Source organism: Paenibacillus cucumis (ex Kampfer et al. 2016) (genome assembly GCF_019748695.1).
Classification (GTDB): domain Bacteria; phylum Bacillota; class Bacilli; order Paenibacillales; family Paenibacillaceae; genus Paenibacillus; species Paenibacillus polysaccharolyticus.
In genome coordinates, this window is sequence record NZ_JACLIC010000025.1 from 281,659 (window position 1) to 303,932 (window position 22,274).

The window sequence follows — 22,274 nt, forward strand, 5'->3', positions numbered from 1 at the left end:
AGGAAATGATTTTGTACAAATCAGGTTTTTGGATTAGGCTTGCAGCGAGTTTCTTGGATGGACTTATTATTGGAATACCAACAGTAATCATCGCAGGTGTGCTTACTGGTAATTATGATTCAGATGAACCAATTGCGAAGATATTAAGTTCGTTATATGCGATTTTTTTACCTGTTTATTGGTATGGCCGAACGGTTGGTAAACGAATTTGTGGGATTCGAATTCAGATATATGACACACAAGAATCGCCTAAAATTACTACAATGTTAATGCGAGTTTTAGTTGCTGGACTTGTGTACGTATTGACGCTAGGTATTGGAATTATTGTGAGCGCGTTTATGGTTGGTATGCGAGAGGATCGTCGTGCAATACATGATTTTATAGCAGGAACAGAAGTTGTGTGGGATTAAGTTAAAAATGAGCAGAACCGCAATGGGATATAAATTATAAATTCATAGCGGTTCTTTTAATTTCCTAAGTACTGTTTCACAAAACTCGTATTTTGTACATATGTATCATTCCTTCCAGACAATGCAGACTTCATCATCCATCAATAAACAAAACTCAGTTGTCCAAGTCTACTGAACATTATCCACATGGATACGCGCACTCTGTTGCTTCTTCTCGAAGATCCCCTACTACTTCTATGCCTTCGTTAAGAACCATTGCCTCTACGTCGGCAGCTCAGCCCATAAAAACTCGTTCAGCAATAAGTGCATGGTATTTCTTTTCTGCGTGATCCATTTTACTTACCTTCTTTCAAGAATTGCTCGATACGAGCTTTAATTGAATCACGAACCTCAGCGAATGTAGCTTTGATTTCTTCCTCTGTGCCTGTCGCCTTAGCTGGATCATCGAATCCCCAGTGCCATCTTTCAGCTTTGTCATTACGTACAACGGGACAATTATCGTTGGCATGACCACAAAGCGTGATGATGTAGTCTGCTTGTTTTAAAATCTCAGGATCAATCACATCCGATGTATGATTCGAAATATCGATTCCAGCTTCTTTCATCGTTTGAACCGCACGAGGATTTAAGCCATGCGCCTCTAATCCAGCACTTCTCACCTCATATTTGTCACTACCAAGTTACTTTAAAAATCCATCGGCGATTTGGCTTCTGCAAGAGTTTCCTGTGCACAAAAAGTAAACAAGTGGTTTGTTGTTCATGATTATTGATCTCCTTTATCTTTGGTATGGCTTACTTGTATTTTGGTTTCACTCATTTTTGAGTTAGTCAACGTTTTTATGACCATAGCAATAGCAACCAATGCTACTGTGATTACAGCAATCATTAACCAAACGTTTATATGTGTTGAATGAATCAGGTATAACCACAGATACAGTCCTGTTAACGTGATAAAGAGCGTTGGAATGGTGAGCACAATCCCGATTTTGAAATAACTTCCCCACGTGATTTTTACATCCTTACGGGACAGTACATGTAGCCACAAAAGTGTGGCTAGCGATCCGATCGGTGTAATTTTAGGACCCAAGTCACTGCCGATAATATTGGCATAAATCAGCGATTCCCGAATGACACCTTCCGTGCTGGTTCTGTCAATAGCAAGCGCATCAATCATCACCGTAGGCATATTGTTCATAACCGAAGACAATACTGCAGCTAGAAAGCCCATGCCAAGTGTGGAGGTGTAGAGCCCCTGGTCGGCAATAGCTTGAATGACCTTCCCAAGTTCATCCGTCAATCCCACATTTCGTAGTCCATAAACGACGACGTACATACCGATAGAGAAAATCACGACTGCCCATGGAGCCCCTCTAATGAGCTTCCAGGTTTGAATAGCGTGACTCTGCCTTGCAGCTAAAATAAACAAGATGGCGATAACCCCAGCGATAACAGACACCGGAACTTGAATGAACTCGCTCATCAAGTACGCTACCAGTAGCACGGCTAAGATCACCCAAGATATGTTGAACAGTTTCTTGTCCTTGATTGTTTCAGCTGGCTTTTTGAGCTGACTGACTTCGTAGTTGCCTGGAATACTCTTTCTAAAGAAAAAAAATAAGACCAGAAGACTTGCCAATATTGAAAAGAAATTCGGAACAATCATACGACTCGCATACTCCACAAAGCCAATACCGAAGTAATCGGCAGAAACAATATTGACGAGGTTGCTCACGACGAGTGGAAGTGAAGTTGTATCTGCAATAAAACCACTAGCGATGATAAAAGGTAAAATCATCTTGTGATCAAATTTGAGTGCTCGGACCATCGCAAGCACAATAGGCGTTAAGATCAGTGCGGCACCGTCATTTGCAAAGAACGCTGCCACCCCTGCCCCAAGTAGCACAACATAAACGAACATCAACTTACCATTACCTCTTGCGAGCCTTGCCATGTGTAGTGCAGCCCATTCAAAAAATCCAATTTCATCTAAAATCAGTGAAATTAAAATAATAGCTACGAAAGTAAGAGTGGCGTTCCATACGATTCCTGTAACCGTACCTACATCAGATAGACTGACGACACCAAAAAGAAGTGCAAGGACAGCTCCAGCTGACGCTGACCATCCAATATTAAGTCCTTTAGGTTGCCAAATCACAAACGTCAGTGTAAGCAAAAAGATTAATATCGCGATAATGGTCATGCTTCCTCCTGAGGACCGCAGCAGTTATTCAATCCTGCTATTTTATCTTTCATAGATGGCAGATACGGATACACACACTGCACATATGCTTCTGCATCTGGATTAAGAGAGTAGTACACCCACTGCCCTTTTTTCTTTTCATTAAGGAGACCGGCTGCCTTTAGTTTTCGAAGATGCTGACTGGCGTTTGGTTGTGACATGCCAATAATGTCTGTGATATCACATACACAAAGTTCCTGTTCCTGAAGTAGCGCAATAATGGTCAAACGTGTTTTATCAGCTAATAACTTATACGCCTCAGCCATCTCCTGAATTCTTTGTTCCATATGTACACCTCTGTGATTAGTCTTGTCTGCTTCATTTAATGATATAAGTATATAATAATTCACTTATATAATCAATGACGAATATAAGGGGTACAAATACACCAAAAAAGTCGGCAATAAAGTTACCGAATTTACTCTCGAACTAAAAATTCACATGTTGACTTCATAAAATAATGACCGTCTTTTATCTTAACTATATCTTTCGTTTGATACTCAATGACTCCACCTTAATTTAATAATTCATCATGCTGAGATTCGATTGCTCACAATCTTTTCACAAGCGATTGTACAGCTTTTTTCGCATCCTTCCCTGAGCCTCGAATCGTAGCCGAAGCAAAAGAGGTCTGCCACGGTATACCTACAAAATGAATTCTATCATCGCTTTGTTTTAATGGTACACCTGATGAGTCAAGAACATTCAAACCACTAAGATATTCGAAATTCGGAATATACCCTGTGGCAAAAATAACGGTATCCACATTTTCACGAATCTCATCTGCCCACACTATCCCATTTTCCGTAAAAGCTTTAAACATCAGTTTGGTATCAGGCTTACCTTGGTCAATAGCACTTTTATAAATACCAGTATCAAGGACACCTTCACTGCTTTTTTGCAATAACCGTTTACCCCAATTGGATTGATCAATCCTAAGTATGGTTAGCCAAAAGTGAATATCTTTCCCTGCAATGACCTGCGACTTGAATTTGATCGGGCTTCTGGATGCAATCGTTACATGCGCCGTCCTATCAAGTTCAACCGCTATTTGTACCGCCGAATTGCCTCCTCCCACAACAATAATCCGTTTGTTTATAAACTCTTTCTCATTTGGGTAGTCCTTGGCATGAAGCATCTCCCCCTTAAATTCATGCATACCAGGAATGTCTGGAATATGAGGATTTACGAATGCCCCGCTTGCACAAATGATGGACCGTGTACGAAACTGTTCTCCCCTTGAGGTATGGACTGTATAGATATTACTTTCCTTATCCACTTTGATTACTTCTCGCCCTGAGTGTATTGGAAAATTGTATGTAGCCGCATAAGACTTTAAGTATTGAACAACCTCATCTCTGCACGGATAAACATTTGCACCGCCTGGAAATGGGAGTCCTGGCAATGAGGAATACGGTGCAGGAGAGAACAATGTTAAGCTATCATAGTAATTTGCCCATGATCCTAAATGCTCTTCGCTTTTTTCAAGGATGATAAAGTTACGTTTAGCTTCCTGTAAGTAGTATGCTGCTGCCAAACCAGATTGACCAGCACCAATAACGATGCAATCATATATCATGTTTTTCAATGTTCTCCCTCCTTCTATAAAAAGCTACTGCATCACGATTCGGATGCAGTAGCTCTGAATTCTTGATTATCCGCAACAGGAACTTGATCCTGCCTTTTCCGTTTTTGCAGGAGAGCAACAATCCGAAGATGCTTCCTTCAGTTGAACTGGTTCACAGCAGCTGTCCGTGCTACTCGCACCTAGACTACAAACCCCCGTCTCGGGCAGTTCCAGTTCTACTTTTTGTGCTGACTCCATATCTCCCACTAGTGCTGTTACAATGGATCTGACTTGCTCATATCCCGTTGCCATTAGGAAAGTTGGGGCTCTTCCATAACTTTTGGCACCCACGATATAAAAGTCCTTTTCTGGTTGACGGAGTTCTTTTTCGCCATGTGGTCGAACTGTTCCGCAGCTGTGGATATTGGGGTCAATTAATGGCGCAAGTTCATAAACACATTCTAAGCTTGGGTCCGTTAATACCCGCACTTCGCGGACAATCGATAAGTCAGGACGTGAACCCGTGTTACCTACAATTTCATCAATATGATCAATAACCACTTTTTCATTTCGAATGGCTCCGGAAACCTGTATTTTTCCACCTTGTTTTTTAAATTCTTCAATATGGAATGCCGCCATGACTTTTACTGTACCGGATTCAACCACCTTTTGAATTCGGGTACCCAGTTCTCCTCTCGCCTGAAATCCATCCAGTTCTCGTCCGAAATCGGTAAGCAGAATAACTTTTATAAGTTTGTTCTTTTCCCTTTCCATTTAATACACTTGGTCAGAGCCTATATCATAATGCTGGATACCGAGAAGTAGGTGTATTTCAGAATCAAGGCGTTTTAGAAGGGGAATTTGTAGATGTGATGGCAATGGAGAAAATTTTATAAGCATCGCGAGCCGTATTGATCTTACAATACTAGGTTTTCGAATTACTTGAACACGATACATTAAACTATCCTTCCCGTTAGTTTAATGTATTGAAGGGCAGGACGCCGCTTAGATATACGTCTAATCGGCAATAGGAACATGTTCTTGTCCTTCGACATAACTGGGAGTTATGCGTAATTAAGATTCTTTGAATTACTTCTCTCTAACTATTACAAGCCTTGCTTCAGAATATTTTATTTTATATTTCCTTTTGCAGTGGCTTAATATTAATGATACTTACCATGGACCATTTTTTATTTATTTCCAGCGGGTGTCTCACTTCATATTACAATCCATCATTACTGTTCCCTGTTCCCTCTTCACTTACATTTAAGTAAGTTAACATGCAGGTTAGCTACAGAAACAGATTACATTATCCCACTCGACAGTTTGGAGTTCTCACCCTATTCAACACTGGAACGGAGATTTTGCCTCATTGGAAATATGGCTGAGTAAATTTAAAACTTGATCTGTATTTCTTCGGTGATTTTTTCCAGTCTAGGGGGCAACTTTGTGTCATTCGTAATAGCAGTGATTCGATAGATAACAAAAAGGACCTGCCGAATAAAACCGACAAGTCCAAATGGATAAATAAGACTTACGAAAAATATACGTATTCTTTTAGGCTAATACAAACTCAATAACTTCCCGATTGAATTTTTCTTTTTCCTCATAGAAAGGGGCATGTCCGCTGTTTTCAAAACGAACAAGTTTTGACGTCGATACGATTTCGTGAGCTTGTTCGGCGGCGGGGAATGGACACACTTGATCGTGAACTCCATGCAGCATCAGTGTCGGGACACGGATGGCTTCAAGATCGGAGCGAAGATCCTCGCTGCCGATCGCTTTTACCGTTTCGATCGTAGCATGAACATTCGCCTTCATCCCCATGTGCCATAACCAGTTTTCTATCCCTTGGGAAGGCACCGTGTGGAAAAAACCTTTAAACATATTTGTTAGCGTTTGCGGCCGATCGGCTTGAAGTCCAGCGATCAATCCGTTTACCGCTTCTTCAGGAAGTTTACTCAATGTCGCTGCTCCGAAAAGCATCAGTTTGGAAACTTTATGTCCCAGATGTCTGCCCATATACCGCGTTACAACGCCGCCGCCCATAGAAAAACCGGCCAGTGTAACGTCGTTGAGATTAAGCTGGTCGATCACTGCCTTAATATCGTCTGCCATTCGATCATAAGTGTAACCGTTCAGCGGGTGGTCGGAACGGCCGTATCCTCGCAGATCGATTCCGATAAAACGGATACCATGTTGAGGCAGTACCGATTGCTGATACTCGTAGATCCTATGATTGACAGGCATACCGTGTACAAATACAACAGGTCTGCCTTCGCCTACATCTTCCACATAAAGAGTGACATTTTCCTCGACCTCAATATAATGACCATTATCTGTATGCAACATTATAATTTCCCCCTTGTAGTTAAGCGTTCCGCTCTATATCGTCACGGTAGACTTCATAAGCGCGGTCGTACTCCATGATTCGGGCTACCTCCGTAATGAAATCTTCGTCATAACCCGCTTTTCTGAGCAAATTAAATCCCAATTCCATGCCGGCTGCGATTCCGCCCGCCGTGGCGATACGTCTACTATCCACGACCCGTGCACGACTGATGCGGCAGACCACATAAATTCCTCATCACGATGGTTCCTCCTTGAAGATGTTGTTGGCTTGAGAACATCTTCATGTTATCATCGGTTTATCCATTTTAAAAACGAAAAGATATGATAGAATCCATTTGTTTTTTCGATACCTAGGAGGAAAAATCATGTTGGAGACCTTGGAAGGACGATCGTTGCTTACTTTTTTGGCAGTATTAGAAGAAGGAAATTTCAGCCGTGCCGCTGAAAAGCTGGGATATGTACAATCGACGGTTACTTCACAGATCCAGTTATTGGAGCAAAGCTGTAATAAAAAACTTTTTCACCGACTTCCCCGTGGCGTAAAACCGACTGAAGCGGGCGAACAGTTTGCACGTTATGCCCGAAAATTTGTACAGTTGGGTCATTCGCTCGAAGAAGCATTGGAAAATTTGGATCATCCCCGAGGCACGTTGCGTTTGGGATCATTGGAATCTTTTTTGGTGACACGAATGTCCAATTTTATGCATTCTTTTTTCACGGAATATACAGAAATCCATCTGCTGCTAGAAACGGGATTTCAAGCCGACATTGTTGAACAGGTTCAGTCTCATGTACTCGATTTCGGAATCGTACCGATGGACCCCAAAAAAGAAGATTTGATATTTGAACCGCTGATCGAAGAGGAAATGATCGTTGTCGCCTCCAAGAATCTGGCTCATTTGATCGAAAACGAAGGATGGGAAAATACTTCGGGGATTCAGATGATCGGTTTCGGTTCCCGCTGCGTATATCATACGGAAGGACTCAAACTGTTAAGCGAAATGGGGCTACCCCCCGGAATCCGTTCGACCGGATTTGCAAGTACCGAACTTGTACGACAGGTCGTGACTTGCGGACTTGGCGTTGCTCTTGTGCCGAAAATCTCTGTGGCGCAGGAACTTGCGGAAGGCAGCGTCATCTCGCTCCCGCTGCCTCGACAAGTCACCTTCGTTCACGGCATCGTCCGGCACAAAAAACGTGTATTGAACACGCCTTCCAAAGTGTTTTATAGGGCATTGATTGAATATTTTTCCAATCGAACTTCGATAGAATCGATCTGATATAAAAATGTCGCATAACGAACCGGAAAAATCGTTCCCAGATATGTATTATGGTATTTAATTAAGTTGTAAAATACTGTTATTAATGTTTAAATATGCACCTAATCAGCAATCGGACTATGTTCTTGTCCATTCCGGTAATCGGTATAAGTTCTTGTCTTTTGCTCGGGACAAGAACTTGTACCTTAAAATAAAAAAGCCACTAAAATAGCGACTTTAATAGGAGTATGTTCTTGTCCCTCGACACTTATTTATTTGGTCAGATCTAATGTTTTCTAAATTGATTGGGCGACATTCCCGTCTGTAATTTTAAAAATTTCGAGAAATTGGCAGGATATTCGAAGCCAAGCTTGTAAGCAATATTAGAGATCGGTTCTGAAGTACCGGACAGCAGGTTTTTGGCATGATGGATGATCTGATAATGAATATGTTCTTGTGTGTTTTTTCCTGTTTCTTTCTTCAACAGATCGCTTAAATAATTGGTGGAGTACCCCATTTCTTTGGCAAGCTCTTTCACACTGGGTATACCGTTCTCCCCAAGTTGCTGCAAGGTAAAGCTTTCTTTTAATAATTGCTCGAATCGATCCACCACATCATGATGAATCGTTTTTCGAGTAATAAATTGTCTTCCATAGAATCGCTGTGCATAATTAAGTAATACTTCAAGATTGGAAACAATTAAGTCCGTCGAGTATATATCTATATTCTGGCTGAATTCCTCGATGAGGATATGCACGATTTTGGTTACAATATCCTTCTCCTTCTCTGATACATGAAGCGCCTCATTCGCTGCATAAGAAAAGAAAGTATACTCATCCATTTTGTTTCCTAATGAACTTGTTCTAATTAAATCCGGATGAAAACACAGCATCCATCCTTCCGAACCATGATCACCCGGATCATAGTCAACCGTTAATCGCTGTTCCGGCGCCACGAAGATCATACTTCCTTCACTAAAATCATAGTAGCGACGTCCATATTTGATATCAAAATTCTCACCGTTCTTTAATGAGATCGTATAAAATCCGTTAATAAACTGTGTGTTCTGATATACCATGTTCGGATTAAATTTGTCTAGCTCTATACATGTGATCAGAGGATGTTTTGGTTTATCATACCCCAAAAGATCATGTAATGAAGAGATTGAATCAATCCGGATCATTTCGTTCATCGTATCACCCTCTTGTTATCACCTTTAGAATTTAATTCCTGTCATTTCCTCTGAACGTTGCCATAATTCTCTGGCAATGGTTTCATCATAGGATAGCTTGTTCGATGAGTGGGCAACGGGATATCCTCTCATATTCATTAATTTCGATGGTCCAAAAAAATCTCCGGCTTTAGCCTCTTCATCAAAAGCAGCTCGAAGGGTAGGTAAAACCCCCATATGCACACGCTGTGCAAAAAACCTATTCATTCCGCTCATAAAAGCTGAGTTTCTCTGTAAGTCTGTAGCTGTCCAGCCCGGATGTGCAGCCGTAATTCTGGGATGATCACCTTCTCTTTTGAGCCTTCTTGCAAGTTCATACGTGAAGTAAAGGTTTGCTAATTTACTATCACCGTAAGCTTTCTGTGTATCATATTTTCTCGCTTCCCAGTTCAAATCTTCAAAATCGAGTTTTCCCATCGTATGGCCTAAACTGGATAGTACGACAATTCTTGATCCTTCTGTCTTTTTCAAGAGGGGCATAAGTAAGCCAGTTAACGCAAAGTGACCTAAATGATTGGTTCCGAACTGATTCTCGAACCCATCAACCGTTTTAGAGTAAGGAGGAAACATAATACCCGCATTATTAATCAGTATATCCAACCGATCATAGTTTTCCACCATTACATTGGCAAAAGCTCGAATAGAACTCAGATTGGATAAATCTAATTTCCTAACGTCAATATCCGCATGTTTAAATTCCTTTTTGAGTTCATTAACAACTTCTTTACCTTTATCTACATTCCTTACCGCCATAATCACCTTTGCGTTCTTACCTGCAATGGTTTTTACGGCTTCTTTACCAAGACCGCTTGTTGAGCCGGTTACGATAATCACTTTTCCTTGTTGATCAGGTATTTTGGTTGCGTCCCAATGCTGTTTACTCATATTATTCTCCTACCCTTCTCTGTATCCAATGACTTCATCTCACATGGACTTCATTTGTTTCTTAAGATTAGGATACTACTGAGCTATAGCTTGGTACATATACGCATCCACTGTGGAATTATCCAAATCACTGTACTATTTTGCTTAATCTCAGAGATTTACTTAAAGAGTTAATACAATAAAAGAAGGCCCCGACAGAATACAGTCGACACCTTCTTTTACAACTAAATAATAATTTGAGATAACTTTCACTATTTTATAGGAATAGAGTTCTATTAATTGTTATCAAAACTTACCTCAGACTGGCCCATTTATGGGACGAGATAAAATACCGAAGTTTCGTCTTCCTGATCCAATCGTTCCCAACGATTAATCCACATTGTACGATATACTTGTTTTCACCAGCAACATCAACTGATACTGTCTCGCACTGCAAAGCAACTTGTTTATCCCTCCAAAGTCTCAGAATAGGTTTCTCGTAATTTTTTGAGCCATGTACTCCAGTTTGGGCAGGAATATTTGATCATCAACAAGATGAAGTTTTTCCGTTCGGAACAACTGGAATTTTCGAAGTTGATAATAATCGTATAGCGCTTGATAAACAGTCAAATTATTTTCCAGCAGAAATTGAGCATCTAGCATATATAACAATATTTCATCCTGCAGTGCAATGAGCTTGCCATTAACAGGATGAAAAATACCTTGACTCTGCCCTGCTTCATAAAAGCGAAGCTGCTGTTCATCTCTACGTTTCATCGTCTGCTTCAGCAGCTCATATTGCTCAGGATAGCCTTGTTCCAGATCCTGCAAGAAGATTCGGGTCAAAAATTCTCTTAACATAACCGATTTTTCGAAGATCTCCTGAAAACGGATACCCAGTCTTGTCGCCCCTTCTTCTTCGATTACTTCTTCAATGTTTTGCACAAATGCGTGGACCAAAAACTCAATAATATCATCCTTTGTAGAAAAATATTTATATAAAGTGGCACGACTGACACCAGAAATTTTGGATATTTCATCCATCGTCAACGATAGAAACCCATTCTTACGTACATAGGATAGCAACTTTTCAATAATTTTGTTTCGATTCTCATTACGACGTTCACTTATCTCTTTTTCACTCATTTCAGTTCAGGACCTCCCTCATCATCGCTATTATACTGCACAATACATGAAAAATACACATGAACGATTACAAAGTATACAAAATAGAACTTTTTTGTTTACTTTGTAATCGTTGCGTGGTATTCTCATCGCAGCAACACTAATCATAGACAATAAAGGAGGAGTCTTTTTATGAAGTATCGCAAATTAGGTGGACAAGGTTTGGAAGTATCAGCAATTGGCTTTGGATGCATGGGGATTTCCACGGCTTACGGTCCTACTACGGATGAAGATGGCATCAAGACTATCCAAAAAGCCTTTGATGTAGGAATTAACTTTTTCGACTCAGCCGAGGTCTACGGCGCAGGTCACAATGAGCAGGTTCTGGGTAAGGCGGTCAAGGGCTTCCGTGATAAGGTTGTACTGGCAACAAAGTTTGGAGTAGACATGGAGGCTGAGCCCTTCGGCTCTGGATTTAACAGTAGACCCGAGAACATCAAAAAAGTAGCCGAAAAAAGCCTGAAATATCTCCAGACGGACTATCTTGATGTATTTTATCAGCATGTTCCAGATCCTAATGTGCCTATTGAAGAGGTAGCAGGAGCCGTAGGTGACCTGATTAAGGAAGGGAAAGTTAAGTACTTTGGGCTCAGCAATGTCGGTTCTACAACTATTCGTCGTGCGCATGCTGTCACTCCTGTATCCGTATTGCAGAGTGAATATTCCGTTTTCGAGCGGGAACTGGATGAACGAAAAATTACAACTACACTTCAAGAGCTGAAGATCGGTCTTGTACCTTACTCCCCACTAGGCAGAGGCTTCCTGACCGATGCAGTCAAACCTGCAGAGGAGTATGCCGAGGACGATTATCGCCGCATTGATGAGCGCTGGAAGGGCGAGAATTTTATATACAATAAGCGTGCTGTAGAACAATTAAAGGCTCTTGCTGCAAGCAAAAATATAACCGTTGCCCAGCTTGCCTTGGCCTGGATCTTGGCGCAGGATGAGCAAATTGTACCGATACCAGGCTCACGCAGTCCTAAGCGTGTTGCTGAAAATGCCGGTGCTGCAGATGTCGATCTGACCACTGCTGATTTACAAGCTATCGCTGAGATCATTCCGAATGGATCAGCTGGTAGCCGCTATCCGGAGAGCATGCTAGGTGTTTTCACAACTGATTAAGAGTACTACATCTTGTATAGCATGAAAAAATCGTTGTGCTGGGCTCAGCTTTGCAATTCACATATATCGCCATTCGGAGCCATCAAAAAAACCGTTGAGCTCCATTGCTCAACGGTTTTTCTCATGATTAATTCTCGGAACTAATGCTAACCTGTTTATTGATTTACTGGATTAAATTAAATATATTACCCAAACGAAGCCTCGCTTTTGTGATATTTTCTTTTGTCTTCTTCCGTAATTTCTCTAAGCACTCTACAAGGGTTACCTACTGCAATCACACCGGAAGGAATGTCCTTATTAACAATGCTACCCGCACCAATAACGACATCATCTCCAATAGTTACTCCCGGTAATACCGTAACCCCAGCTCCGAACCATACGTTATTTCCAACTGTAATTGGATAAGCGAATTCAAGCCCCGCATTTCTTTGTTCAGAAACAAGTGGGTGTCCCGCTGTTGAAAAGCAACAGTTTGGTGCAATAAATACATATTTCCCGAAGGTTACTTTAGCTCCATCAAGGATAGTGCAATTATAGTTAGAGAAAAAACCTTCCCCTATCTCAATGTTATAACCGAAATCACAATAAAAAGGAGCAGTAACGACAAAATTCTCTGGTGTCTTTTCTAAAATTTCAGCTAAAATTTCTCGTTTCTTTTTCGTGTCTGATGGTTTTAATTGATTAAAGTCATGACATAAATCTTGGCATTTCTCTTTTTCTTTGAGTAGTTCCTGATTGTAATTAGCATCGTACAACCACCCTTTTTGTGCTTTCTCTTTTTCAGTGATGCTCATATTCTTCACTAACCTCCAACGCCCGATGAAACATTCCCCGGACATAATATTTTTCCATATCCTCTACATACACAAATGTTGGCAAATATTCTTCAGGAATACTATTAGCGCACGTTGTCTTTAATAGCTCAACTTCTCGCAAATTCAATAAATCACCACACAAAATCATTTTGTGCGGATTTAACGCTACAATAATAGATACAATTGATTTAGCCGTAAATTCCAAGTGAGAATCAGAAGAGAATTTGGTTTTTAATTCTTCTCTTGAAATCCCAAAGGGAAGGAAGCCGACAAGTCCAGCAATTTGATTAGCTCCGCGAATAATATGCCCTTTAACAATTGTGCTTGTCCCAGGCAAAAGATGTTCTGAGAATAAACCAAGGGTAACAATCTCGTTTTCAACACATTCTGCCTTAAAATAGCCGTATGCCTTCAGATGCATATCGTTTTCTATTGCTACTGGAAGTGAAAGTTCCTTAACAAAACTGCTGCCTTCAAGTTCCGGGATATCGCAGTATTTAATGATGTTATGTTCCGCAATACTCGGTGTACCGATACTAATTGAACAGATACGCGGATATTTAATTCTAATATCGGTAATGACTTTTAAAAGCATGGATTCGTCTAAAAAATCATGAGTTTCAACGCTACGCTCCAACACATGCTCATATATTGTCATAACATTCCATGTAAGCACCCGTTTTGTCTTAACAATAGAAAATTCAAGACATAAATAAAGTCCATAATGTTCGTTTAGTGAGTAAATAGATGTTGAACGTCCAACTTTACTTGTCAAGGATTTTTCAGAAATAACTTCTCCTTCGGACTCCATTTCATTTAGAAGTGTATTGCAGGTAGCAACACTCAAGCCAGTCATATTTGACATTTGCTGTTTTGAGGCTCTTATATTCTTACGAAGTTCTTGGCGAATCTTTTTCTTGTTATGTTTTCGAACTTCTGAATTATCGCGCATAATCAATGACCTCCCTTCTATAATTATAGATGTTATAATAATACTTGTAATAATTACGTTAAATCAAGTATTATATGACCAAGGACGCTCAAAATAACTGTAGGAAGAAGGAAACGTTCTATGACACAGCACATCTCATGGCAAAAGGGCAGTTGGTCCACTGAACCAAAATCTTCGAGTGAAACAGACAGCCATCTAGTTGTCGAAGCAGTGAAAGGTAGTGACTATTGGCAAAAAACAATGTATGGATTCCAGCATGACAATGGACATTCACTTTTGATACCTTGGGATACTGGACAATCGATGGAAGTGACTTTTATGTTTGAAGGCTTCTCAGAACTCTACGATCAGGCAGGCATCATGTTATGGCATTCTCCAAATCAGTGGATCAAGGCAGGGATTGAAATTAACGATGGGGTTCCGCATATCGGAGCAGTTGTTACTGATGAGTTTTCTGATTGGTCTTTATTCCCGTTGCCAGCTAATTGGAGTGAAAAAAAAGTGACTATTCGTGCTTCGATGTACAAAGATGCCGTTATCATCAGGGCTCGTGCCCAAGATAGCCATTGGCATACTATTCGTGTTGCACGTTTTCCTTATTCGGAAGGAAATCATGCAGGGCCTTTCCTGTGCGCACCTACTAGTGATGCATTTAAGGTTACCTTTACAAATTGGGTTATCAATGATCCTGATGAAGATATTCATACCGATCCTCCAATAACCGAAATTTAAAATAGATTTAATTTTCATAAAGCAAATGAAATTATATGTTTTAAGCTGCCCTTGGTACATTACCAGAGGCAGCTTATTTAATTGTAATCACTTTTTTCGAAAGACCCGATTGAATCACAGTTATAAATTAGATTTTTTCTGAAGAAAATCCGTCAAAAAAGGGGCTTAATTAAGCCCCTTTTTTTGACGGATAATTTATGAGGTCGATTCAAAACATGATTTTGCCCAAACATCTGAATCTCTCATTACCATTATATTAGTTGTCGATAATTAAATTGTCTGTTTGTATATCGTCCCGAAATAGTCTACAACCACCTTACGGAATTCGAGAGCAGCCCGTGAAATGTACCGACTCCTATGCCATAACAAAGCGATCTCCCTTACCAACTCATGGTTCTCTACTTTGAGATATTTGATATGTTCACAAAAATATCTTGCCGTACTTGGTATAAAGGCTATGCCAATTCCCGCTTCTACAAGAGAATTTAGCCTTGCGGGTTCATCCCCTTCATATACATAAGTAGGTATAAATCCAACTGATTTGCATATAGAATCAACCAGATCACGAGTACCGTAGCCTCTTTTTACACCAACAAAACTTTCATCTCTTAGCTCAGTCAAAGATATGCTGTTTCGGTCAGCAAGCCGATGCCCTTTTGGAACAGCTACAAGAATCGGGTCGATGAACATGATTTGACATTCAATGTCTTCCCCCCTTACAGGAGGTGAGGACAAGCAAAAATCAACCTCTCCTCTATGAAGAAGCGTAACCATTTCCTGCGTGGTGAGCATCTGCACATGAAATTGGATATCGGGTCGCTTGTTCCGAAACTCCCGAAGGATCTGAGGCAATGTGCTTGCGGTGGTCACCGCCAATTCGAGTATGTCATGTTCTGGGCTGGATAAATCACGAATCTCCTGCTTCCCCTGTTCCAATTCAAACAACGCTCTTTCTGCACGGCAATAGAATCTCTTTCCAAACTCATTCAATCGCAGGTTCCTCCCTATTCGATCGAATAACGAGACTCCCAAATCTTCTTCCAAACGCCCAATTGTTTTGCTTAGTGATGATTGAGTGACATGCAGACTTCGTGCCGCTTCGGTCATATGCTCCACACGAGCTACTTCGAGAAAATATTTCAGTTGAAGAAGTTCCATACTACACCCTCCACTCATTCCTTTGAGTCAATGAAATCATAACATAAAATGCATTGGAATAAATAAATGATTTCAAGTACGATGATGACACAAACATACAGATCGGGGGGATTGAAGTGAGTTTTCGCAATAAGTGGTTGATGATCTCCGTTGGACTAGGAATTCTATTGAACCCCTTAAATTCTTCAATGGTTTCAGTTGCAATTCCAAGGCTGCAAAATGAGTTCCAACTTGATTTTACCGTGGTATCTTGGATTATTTTTTCTTTCTACATTGCGAGCGCTATCGCTCAACCTATCATGGGAAAAGCAAGCGATTTATTCGGTCGGAGGAGGATATTTCTTACGGGACTTGTTATATCCTTCATTGCATCATTATTAGCTCCACTATCCCCAAACTTTGGGTGGCTCATCGTGTTCCGCATTGTGCAATCCATCGGAACAAGCATGATGGTTGCGGTTGGAATGGCCATTGTGCGAATTCATATTAAGGAGAAACAAGCGACTGCACTGTCATATTTGAGCATATTCCTATCCGGAGCAGCAGCGATCGGTCCCTTTATTGGCGGAGTCATCATTCACTGGTGGGGCTGGCCTGCTATTTTTTTGATTAATATTCCGTTCGTAGTGACAAGTTTTTTATTAGCTTGGAGGCATATTCCTAAGGATATTCCGTCTACGACATCCGTTGCTCGCAACATGTCCTTTCGTAAATGGTCTGATCTGATTGATGCGCCAGGAGTTCTCCTATTCACCGTGGGTCTGGTTGCTCTGCTCGTTGGATTATTGTCCACAAAAACGTCTGGTCAAATTACATTAAGCAACGTTATTGTGGAGCTGATTGGCTTCGTTGCACTGGGAGCTTTCGTGCGACATGAGTTAAAAGCGAAGGCACCCTTTATTCCTTTACGCACATTCGTTAAATATCCTGCAATGACTTGGGTCAATGTCGAATTTTTGATCGTTAACTTGCTTTTTTATTCTCTCTTTTTCGGGCTTCCGTCCTACTTGCAAATTGTTCGTCATGTCAGCGAGTTCCATACAGGGATGCTCATGCTAAGCTTAGGCTTGTGCTCACTCGTTACTTCACCAATGGCAGGACGATGGATCGATAAATCAGGTCCCGGGCCAGCATTGCTGATGTCCGGAATACTTATGACATTTGGGTCCGTGTGGATTGTAACACTTGATCAGACTTCACCAGTTATCAGTGTGTGTCTGGCTTTAGCTGCATTCGGTGTTAGCAACGGGTTGAACAGTGTCGCTATGCAAGCGGCCTTATTCAAAAGTTCACCAAAAGAAATGATAGGTGTAGCATCTGGAATATTTAATACCTCAAGATACCTGGGAACCATTCTCTCTTCTATACTGATTAGCACTGTAATGGGAGATAACTTCAGCTTCGAAGGATTTCGAGTGGTTGGGATGATCCTTACATTAATTGCTTTGTCTTTGGTATTTATAAATTGGCGGCGCAAGGAGCCAGGGCAGTCTCATGAGTTCTAGTTATCTAATAGATGTAAATTAATCCTCACCGAACTGTGGGACTATTCTTCTTTATCAAAGCTCCTCCGTACATGATCTTTGTTTTGTTTTTGTGATTAATCTTAAGATGTACATCTAATCGTTAATCGGACTATGTTCTTGTCCATTCCGGAAATCGGTACAAGTTCTTGTCCTTGGACATTCAACGTGTGACTGAACCTCGTCCTCTTCTTTCCATAGTTCTTTGAGCTCTTTTATGTATAAAGTATTTAATATCAGCATTAGCCTAAGCATTTCGTAAACAACATTTTTATAATTTAACGTTATCTCTTTCCTCTTTAAGCAAGGTTAGTCCCACTCAACTCTTCGACTTATTTGTTAAACTATCCTGCCCTTATAATGCGGTTCGGCGTAGTATCTTTAGAGCGAAATCGAAGGCACACAGAGGTGCCTTCGATGTTCTTATTGTCTCTCTTTGGCAAGTTGGATAAACGAACTCAAATCCATCAACCAACCTTGTTGGAACACTCGTTCATGGTAAAGAACGTGCAAGTGCTTCAACATAGCTGCGGAAATCGGATCTGCCATCAGCCGTCCACAAAAGCTCTGTCACAAATGTATGGCGATTCGGATCTTACAGCGGATCTCCTATAATGTTCTTGTACGTTCTTGCGTGAAACACAAATAGCGTCTCAGCGTCTTCCTCTGACACCATGAAGGAATTATGACCTGGACCATATATTGAGATGCTCTCATCTGTCGAGAGAACCGCTGTTAGCGACTTGAGCCATGAGGTGACATCGAGCAAATCAGCATCTATGTCGGCTTCAAATAAGCCCATGCAATAATTGAAATCGGTGGCGCTAGCCGAGTAAGAGAGGAACACCCGATGTTAATATATATTACCCTTTAACAGCACCGGCAGTCATACCGTCTATGAAATATTTCTGGAAGGCAATAAACAGTATGAAAATTGGAATGATGGAGAAGAAGGAGCCCACGATCAATAGGTCATAGTTATTGCCATATGGAGTTAACAACGTTTTCAAACCGATTGGAAGTGTATATTTACTCTGATCTCCGAGCACCATGAATGGCCACAACAGATTATTCCAGCTATTCATCCCATTCAAAATAGCCATTGCCGCAAAGGATGGCTTCATAATCGGCATAATTAGTCTGAAATAAATCGCATACTCGTTTGCGCCATCAACCCGCCCAGATTGAATAATCTCTTTGGGTATGCTTCTTAGATATTGCCTGAAGAAAAATATTGTCGCGGCATTAGCTATACCCGGTAGAATGATTGCCGAATAGCTATTCACCATTCCCAAATCATTAATTAGGCTGTACAAAGGAACCAGCAATATTTCGAAAGGCACCATCATAATGAGCAAAACACATATAAAGAGGAAGTTCTTACCTTTAAAATCATATGCAGCAAAACCATATCCAACAAATGCGCTTACAAAAAGTGTTAAAACCACTTGAACAATTGTTAGAATCATACTATTCCAAAACCACACAAAATAATCATGTTCTCCAGTAAACAGAAAGATAAAATTATCAAAACTCATGATTTCAAAATCCAAACTTAGGTTAAGACCATATCTAACTAATGATTCACCTGGTTTAAAGGAAGATAGGGCCACTGCATAGAATGGGATCATAATTATAACGAATAGTATAATGAATAAACAAATAATTACTATTCTAGAGATGAAATCACTCCCTGTCTGACTTCTGCCCACTCTAATCCTCCTCCCTTTTGAACATTCCACTAAATTTCAACTGCGTTAAATTGATAACCATAGCAATGACTAACAGAACGATACCAACCGCAGCTGCGTAACCCAGCTTATTCTGCTCAATCCCTTGTCTATACAGATATCCAACAATGGTTAAGCCAATATTTTGGGGTGATTTGTTACCGTTGAACATCATCAGACTCTCGGTAAACATGGCTAAACCTGCATAAACACTAATTGTGGTAACATATACCGTGGTCGGCTTCAATAATGGCATTGTGATCATTCTAAACTTCTGCCAAGCAGATGCCCCGTCAATTGAAGCAGCCTCATAATATTCATTGTCAATGCTTTTCAAACCGGATAGATAGTAAAGTATATTCACTCCCGTCCATCTCCAACATGCGAGGATTAACAGTGCTGTCATACTCCATGCTCCGTCTTTCAAAAATTTAATAGGCTCTACACCAAATAGACCCAGGAAACTGTTCATTAATGAACCTTCCATTTCACCGAATGTAAGACGGAAAATGGTCCCCGCAACTGCGACAGATGTCAAGGCAGGGAGAAAGAACGAAGATTTAAAAAACTCTCTTCCCACCATTAACTTACTGTTGATCATAACGGCGAATAACATGGGAAAGGGAATTAACAGCACTAAGGTTCCTAACATGTACACAACGCTATTTTTAATAGATATCAAAAACACTTTATCTGTAAGCAATTTCGAATAATTTGCTTCACCAATCCATTTAGGATCCTGCCCCAACATCCGATCTTGAAAACTCATTACGAATGAATTTACAAGCGGATATAACCAGAAGATCAAAAATATGAGTATAAATGGCAATACAAAAACATAAGGCGCAACTTTTTGAGAGTATACAAATTTCTTTATCATATTCTCAATCTCCCTTAACTATGGTTAAACCTGCCGACCACTATACCTGCCAACAGGTTTAATCGAATCATTTACTTATTATATTTATTTCAATTCTTGTTCAATTGCTGCTTGTGCTTCATCCAACGCTTCCTTCACGTCTTGGCCATCTTCAAAGATCGCATTCAAAGTAACCGTATTGAATATATTGCCGATGGTTGGTGAAGCTTTAACGGACTTTATCGCTCTAATTTCGTCCTTGATTTCATTCAAAGTATCAAATGCATTTGTTTTAAAGTATTGGACGTATTCATTTTCAGGGTTTTTCGTAACTGCATCATCTTTCCATACTTCCATGTTGATTGGGTCAAATCCAAGTGTATTCCAAATTTCAGTAGTAGCTTCTTTCGAAAGCTTAGCAAAGGCTACAAATTCTTTTGCCAACTGAACGTCTGTACCATTCTTAGTAACAACTGTGCCAGTACCGCCTAAGCCAACGGAACGAGGGTTACCTTCTTCGAATACAGGCAATGGAGCTATTGCATACTTCCCTTTAAGGTCTTTCATTTCGTTTACAAAGCGGGACATGTACCACTCAGGCATTAATGCACTTGCGTAGTTGCCTTTGTTATATTCGCCTTTTGCTTCTTCTGTGTCGGGTTGTCCGCCAGGGATCGTATGAATAACATTGTTCTTCTGTAGATCGACTAACATTTCAAGCGCTTTAATCATTTCAGGCGAATTCACTTTTGGATTACCATTTTCATCAGTAAAATCAGCATTTTGCTGAGCTAGTAGCAGCGATGCTTGGAACGAAGCTGACGTATCAGCAGTACCTAAGTACTTGCCAGTCTTTTCGTAAACCTGGATACCTGCTTGTTTGTAATCTTCCCATGTTTTGATGGTCTTGTAGTCAACACCTGCTTGTTCGAGAATTTCAGTGTTGTAGAAAGCAAGCGTAGCACCTACGTGATAATCAAAGCCATAAACCTGATCGGCTTTGGAGTAAATCTCGACACGTGAAGGAACAACAGCTTCTTTGTATGGTGCATATACATCATTCAAAGATTCCAGGGGAACGTTGTCACCTTCCAAGAATTTAGGGAATTTACCAAGCTCGATATCCGCGATATCAGGAGCACCTTTTCCGCTTGTAACTGCCAATAAGAGCTTGTTGTGCATATCATCGTAAGGCATAACCGTTACATTCAACTTAATCTGTTTGTCTGGGTTCTGTTGGTTCCATAACCCCAGCATTTTATCCAAATGCTTGCCGTGCAAATCTACGAATGTCCAAAATGACAATTCTGTTGCATTCTCACCGGCATTAGCGCCTAATTGCTTTGTTTCCGTTTTTGAACCAGAAGAATTACCACATGCAGTAAAAACAAGTGACATAATAAGGAGTGTAACGATGGAGATTAAAGCACTGCGTTTTTTCATTTGTTCGTCATCCTCTCTCTTTTGTTATGCATTTGAAAAGTCGGCTGACTAGTTAGTTCTGTTAATTTAAGCGGTAAGCGCTTTCCGTGCCGTATTATAATATATATGAAATAACCTTTATATAACCAATTGATTATAAAATCATAAAGTTTATGGGGAGACGCTACTCTTTGAAAAAGCTGGCCCTCTAACCTAAATGAAACAATGTTTTTGTCCGTTGACAAATCATGACTTACCAAGAACTTGTTAGTACTGATAAAATAAAAAAAAGCCGCTAAAAATAGCGACTTTAATGGGATCCTGTTCTTGTCCCTCGACATGATATGAGTGATGTTTTACAGCCCACCTATTCGAACCTTTTAATCTGTCTTTACTCCACTTCGCTGACTTTCATAATAATTCGCAATCTCCACAATTAAAGCACCCATTCGTTCTTGTTCTGAAGGTCTTTACTCATGGAAAGTCTCTCCCCCATTCTTCAGTAATCCAACTCGTACCTCTTCTACGTGAACCTGAACCGGATAAGTCCGAACCTGTCCCGTATCAGGATCAAGCACCTGACCATCCGTCAACGAAATCTTCCAGTCACAGATTGGGTCGAACAGGACGTCCCCGGATATAATTCCTTCTGCAATCGTGCCTCCGCGCGGGCCAGGGCTTTTATTCTCAAGAGCATAGATACGTCCGTCCGTTGTCTTAAATATCGCAATCTCTTCATTACCTAAGCGCACTACTCGTCCCAGTCTCTCTGTGAAATCATCTACATTGCCAACAAGATAATACGTGTATTCATTTTTATTCAGTTTCGGTTCCATCATGCAGCCCCTTCCTGT

The 22,274-nt window shown here is 40.6% G+C and carries 22 protein-coding genes and 2 pseudogenes; 6 read left to right on the top strand and 18 right to left on the bottom strand.

Going from position 1 to position 22,274, the window contains the following annotated elements:
• The first annotated feature begins 5 nt into the window (after positions 1-5).
• A complete protein-coding gene (locus tag H7T88_RS17520) occupies positions 6-410 on the top strand; it encodes an RDD family protein (protein WP_221789552.1) in 405 nt (134 codons plus the stop codon).
• 335 nt (positions 411-745) lie between these two features.
• Here the strand turns inward: H7T88_RS17520 and arsC are convergent.
• The 5 genes and pseudogenes from arsC to H7T88_RS17545 form a co-directional block, all read right to left on the bottom strand.
• Positions 746-1,171 (bottom strand): annotated as a pseudogene (gene arsC, locus H7T88_RS17525) (arsenate reductase (thioredoxin)).
• Positions 1,172-1,173: 2 nt separating this feature from the next.
• Positions 1,174-2,610, bottom strand: coding sequence for an arsenic transporter (arsB, locus tag H7T88_RS17530; RefSeq protein WP_221789555.1), 1,437 nt, complete (start codon positions 2,608-2,610; stop codon positions 1,174-1,176).
• Positions 2,607-2,936, bottom strand: coding sequence for an ArsR/SmtB family transcription factor (locus tag H7T88_RS17535; RefSeq protein ID WP_221789557.1), 330 nt, complete (start codon positions 2,934-2,936; stop codon positions 2,607-2,609). The genes arsB and H7T88_RS17535 overlap by 4 nt, the downstream gene beginning before the upstream one ends.
• A gap of 263 nt (positions 2,937-3,199) precedes the next feature.
• The gene (locus H7T88_RS17540; protein WP_260510987.1) at positions 3,200-4,228 is read right to left on the bottom strand and encodes a flavin-containing monooxygenase; all 1,029 of its coding nucleotides are present in this window, start codon (positions 4,226-4,228) and stop codon (positions 3,200-3,202) included.
• Between the two features lie 75 nt (positions 4,229-4,303).
• On the bottom strand, positions 4,304-4,882 hold the full coding sequence (locus H7T88_RS17545) for a hypothetical protein (protein WP_312027633.1): 579 nt from the start codon (positions 4,880-4,882) through the stop codon (positions 4,304-4,306).
• A 66-nt stretch (positions 4,883-4,948) separates the two neighbouring features.
• Here H7T88_RS17545 and H7T88_RS28785 point away from each other — a divergent pair.
• Positions 4,949-5,112: pseudogene (locus tag H7T88_RS28785) on the top strand (arsinothricin resistance N-acetyltransferase ArsN1 family A); the annotation flags it as partial.
• Between the two features lie 661 nt (positions 5,113-5,773).
• On the opposite strand, the gene H7T88_RS17550 reads toward H7T88_RS28785, so the two are convergent.
• Together H7T88_RS17550 and H7T88_RS17555 are read right to left on the bottom strand one after the other, a co-directional pair.
• Positions 5,774-6,568 carry an alpha/beta fold hydrolase gene (locus H7T88_RS17550; protein WP_221789560.1) on the bottom strand — a complete coding sequence of 265 codons (795 nt, stop codon included), beginning with the start codon at positions 6,566-6,568 and terminating at the stop codon, positions 5,774-5,776.
• Between the two features lie 19 nt (positions 6,569-6,587).
• Positions 6,588-6,791 carry a type 1 glutamine amidotransferase family protein gene (locus H7T88_RS17555; RefSeq protein WP_260510972.1) on the bottom strand — a complete coding sequence of 68 codons (204 nt, stop codon included), beginning with the start codon at positions 6,789-6,791 and terminating at the stop codon, positions 6,588-6,590.
• 142 nt (positions 6,792-6,933) lie between these two features.
• Between H7T88_RS17555 and H7T88_RS17560 the strand changes: the two genes are divergently transcribed.
• Positions 6,934-7,848, top strand: coding sequence for a LysR family transcriptional regulator (locus tag H7T88_RS17560; protein WP_221789561.1), 915 nt, complete (start codon positions 6,934-6,936; stop codon positions 7,846-7,848).
• 265 nt (positions 7,849-8,113) lie between these two features.
• Here H7T88_RS17560 and H7T88_RS17565 read toward each other — a convergent pair whose 3' ends face one another.
• The 3 genes from H7T88_RS17565 to H7T88_RS17575 all read right to left on the bottom strand — a co-directional run bounded on the left by H7T88_RS17565 (position 8,114) and on the right by H7T88_RS17575 (position 11,068).
• Positions 8,114-9,019 carry a helix-turn-helix domain-containing protein gene (locus tag H7T88_RS17565; RefSeq protein ID WP_260510973.1) on the bottom strand — a complete coding sequence of 302 codons (906 nt, stop codon included), beginning with the start codon at positions 9,017-9,019 and terminating at the stop codon, positions 8,114-8,116.
• 24 nt (positions 9,020-9,043) lie between these two features.
• On the bottom strand, positions 9,044-9,943 hold the full coding sequence (locus H7T88_RS17570; protein WP_221789562.1) for an oxidoreductase: 900 nt from the start codon (positions 9,941-9,943) through the stop codon (positions 9,044-9,046).
• A 462-nt stretch (positions 9,944-10,405) separates the two neighbouring features.
• A complete protein-coding gene (locus H7T88_RS17575; RefSeq protein ID WP_221789563.1) occupies positions 10,406-11,068 on the bottom strand; it encodes a TetR/AcrR family transcriptional regulator in 663 nt (220 codons plus the stop codon).
• 171 nt (positions 11,069-11,239) lie between these two features.
• On the opposite strand from H7T88_RS17575, the gene H7T88_RS17580 reads away from it, so the two are divergent.
• Positions 11,240-12,229: an aldo/keto reductase gene (locus H7T88_RS17580; protein WP_221789564.1), complete on the top strand. Its 990-nt coding sequence runs from the start codon at positions 11,240-11,242 to the stop codon at positions 12,227-12,229.
• A gap of 185 nt (positions 12,230-12,414) precedes the next feature.
• On the opposite strand, the gene H7T88_RS17585 is transcribed toward H7T88_RS17580, so the two are convergent.
• Positions 12,415-13,017, bottom strand: a complete 603-nt coding sequence (locus tag H7T88_RS17585; protein WP_221789615.1) for a sugar O-acetyltransferase — start codon at positions 13,015-13,017, stop codon at positions 12,415-12,417.
• On the bottom strand, positions 13,010-13,996 hold the full coding sequence (locus tag H7T88_RS17590; protein ID WP_221789565.1) for an ROK family transcriptional regulator: 987 nt from the start codon (positions 13,994-13,996) through the stop codon (positions 13,010-13,012). The genes H7T88_RS17585 and H7T88_RS17590 overlap by 8 nt, the downstream gene beginning before the upstream one ends.
• A gap of 120 nt (positions 13,997-14,116) precedes the next feature.
• Between H7T88_RS17590 and H7T88_RS17595 the strand changes: the two genes are divergently transcribed.
• Positions 14,117-14,728 carry a DUF1349 domain-containing protein gene (locus H7T88_RS17595; protein ID WP_221789566.1) on the top strand — a complete coding sequence of 204 codons (612 nt, stop codon included), beginning with the start codon at positions 14,117-14,119 and terminating at the stop codon, positions 14,726-14,728.
• Between the two features lie 270 nt (positions 14,729-14,998).
• On the opposite strand, the gene H7T88_RS17600 is transcribed toward H7T88_RS17595, so the two are convergent.
• On the bottom strand, positions 14,999-15,886 hold the full coding sequence (locus tag H7T88_RS17600) for a LysR family transcriptional regulator (protein WP_221789568.1): 888 nt from the start codon (positions 15,884-15,886) through the stop codon (positions 14,999-15,001).
• A 116-nt stretch (positions 15,887-16,002) separates the two neighbouring features.
• Here H7T88_RS17600 and H7T88_RS17605 point away from each other — a divergent pair, with 116 nt between their 5' ends.
• Positions 16,003-17,391, top strand: a complete 1,389-nt coding sequence (locus tag H7T88_RS17605; protein WP_221789570.1) for an MFS transporter — start codon at positions 16,003-16,005, stop codon at positions 17,389-17,391.
• A gap of 613 nt (positions 17,392-18,004) precedes the next feature.
• Here H7T88_RS17605 and H7T88_RS17610 read toward each other — a convergent pair.
• The 5 genes from H7T88_RS17610 to H7T88_RS17630 all read right to left on the bottom strand — a co-directional run bounded on the left by H7T88_RS17610 (position 18,005) and on the right by H7T88_RS17630 (position 22,256).
• Positions 18,005-18,256, bottom strand: coding sequence for a family 43 glycosylhydrolase (locus H7T88_RS17610; protein ID WP_312027634.1), 252 nt, complete (start codon positions 18,254-18,256; stop codon positions 18,005-18,007).
• Positions 18,257-18,272: 16 nt separating this feature from the next.
• Positions 18,273-19,091 (bottom strand): carbohydrate ABC transporter permease, encoded by an 819-nt coding sequence (locus tag H7T88_RS17615; RefSeq protein WP_423246145.1) that lies wholly within the window; start codon positions 19,089-19,091, stop codon positions 18,273-18,275.
• A 31-nt stretch (positions 19,092-19,122) separates the two neighbouring features.
• Positions 19,123-20,019, bottom strand: coding sequence for a carbohydrate ABC transporter permease (locus tag H7T88_RS17620; RefSeq protein ID WP_221789574.1), 897 nt, complete (start codon positions 20,017-20,019; stop codon positions 19,123-19,125).
• A gap of 84 nt (positions 20,020-20,103) precedes the next feature.
• Positions 20,104-21,441, bottom strand: a complete 1,338-nt coding sequence (locus H7T88_RS17625) for an ABC transporter substrate-binding protein (protein ID WP_221789577.1) — start codon at positions 21,439-21,441, stop codon at positions 20,104-20,106.
• A 449-nt stretch (positions 21,442-21,890) separates the two neighbouring features.
• The gene (locus H7T88_RS17630) at positions 21,891-22,256 is read right to left on the bottom strand and encodes a nitrite reductase (NAD(P)H) small subunit (RefSeq protein WP_221789616.1); all 366 of its coding nucleotides are present in this window, start codon (positions 22,254-22,256) and stop codon (positions 21,891-21,893) included.
• Positions 22,257-22,274 lie beyond the last annotated feature (18 nt).

Excerpts from the sequence above, each read along its gene's own strand:
- H7T88_RS17520 (WP_221789552.1), top strand. The coding sequence starts at position 6 with ATGATTTTGTACAAATCAGGTTTTTGGATTAGGCTTGCAGCGAGTTTC.
- arsB (WP_221789555.1), bottom strand. The coding sequence starts at position 2,610 with ATGACCATTATCGCGATATTAATCTTTTTGCTTACACTGACGTTTGTG.
- H7T88_RS17535 (WP_221789557.1), bottom strand. The coding sequence starts at position 2,936 with ATGGAACAAAGAATTCAGGAGATGGCTGAGGCGTATAAGTTATTAGCT.
- H7T88_RS17540 (WP_260510987.1), bottom strand. The coding sequence starts at position 4,228 with ATGATATATGATTGCATCGTTATTGGTGCTGGTCAATCTGGTTTGGCA.
- H7T88_RS17550 (WP_221789560.1), bottom strand. The coding sequence starts at position 6,568 with ATGTTGCATACAGATAATGGTCATTATATTGAGGTCGAGGAAAATGTC.
- H7T88_RS17560 (WP_221789561.1), top strand. The coding sequence starts at position 6,934 with ATGTTGGAGACCTTGGAAGGACGATCGTTGCTTACTTTTTTGGCAGTA.
- H7T88_RS17565 (WP_260510973.1), bottom strand. The coding sequence starts at position 9,019 with ATGAACGAAATGATCCGGATTGATTCAATCTCTTCATTACATGATCTT.
- H7T88_RS17570 (WP_221789562.1), bottom strand. The coding sequence starts at position 9,943 with ATGAGTAAACAGCATTGGGACGCAACCAAAATACCTGATCAACAAGGA.
- H7T88_RS17575 (WP_221789563.1), bottom strand. The coding sequence starts at position 11,068 with ATGAGTGAAAAAGAGATAAGTGAACGTCGTAATGAGAATCGAAACAAA.
- H7T88_RS17580 (WP_221789564.1), top strand. The coding sequence starts at position 11,240 with ATGAAGTATCGCAAATTAGGTGGACAAGGTTTGGAAGTATCAGCAATT.
- H7T88_RS17590 (WP_221789565.1), bottom strand. The coding sequence starts at position 13,996 with ATGCGCGATAATTCAGAAGTTCGAAAACATAACAAGAAAAAGATTCGC.
- H7T88_RS17595 (WP_221789566.1), top strand. The coding sequence starts at position 14,117 with ATGACACAGCACATCTCATGGCAAAAGGGCAGTTGGTCCACTGAACCA.
- H7T88_RS17600 (WP_221789568.1), bottom strand. The coding sequence starts at position 15,886 with ATGGAACTTCTTCAACTGAAATATTTTCTCGAAGTAGCTCGTGTGGAG.
- H7T88_RS17620 (WP_221789574.1), bottom strand. The coding sequence starts at position 20,019 with ATGATAAAGAAATTTGTATACTCTCAAAAAGTTGCGCCTTATGTTTTT.
- H7T88_RS17625 (WP_221789577.1), bottom strand. The coding sequence starts at position 21,441 with ATGAAAAAACGCAGTGCTTTAATCTCCATCGTTACACTCCTTATTATG.
- H7T88_RS17630 (WP_221789616.1), bottom strand. The coding sequence starts at position 22,256 with ATGGAACCGAAACTGAATAAAAATGAATACACGTATTATCTTGTTGGC.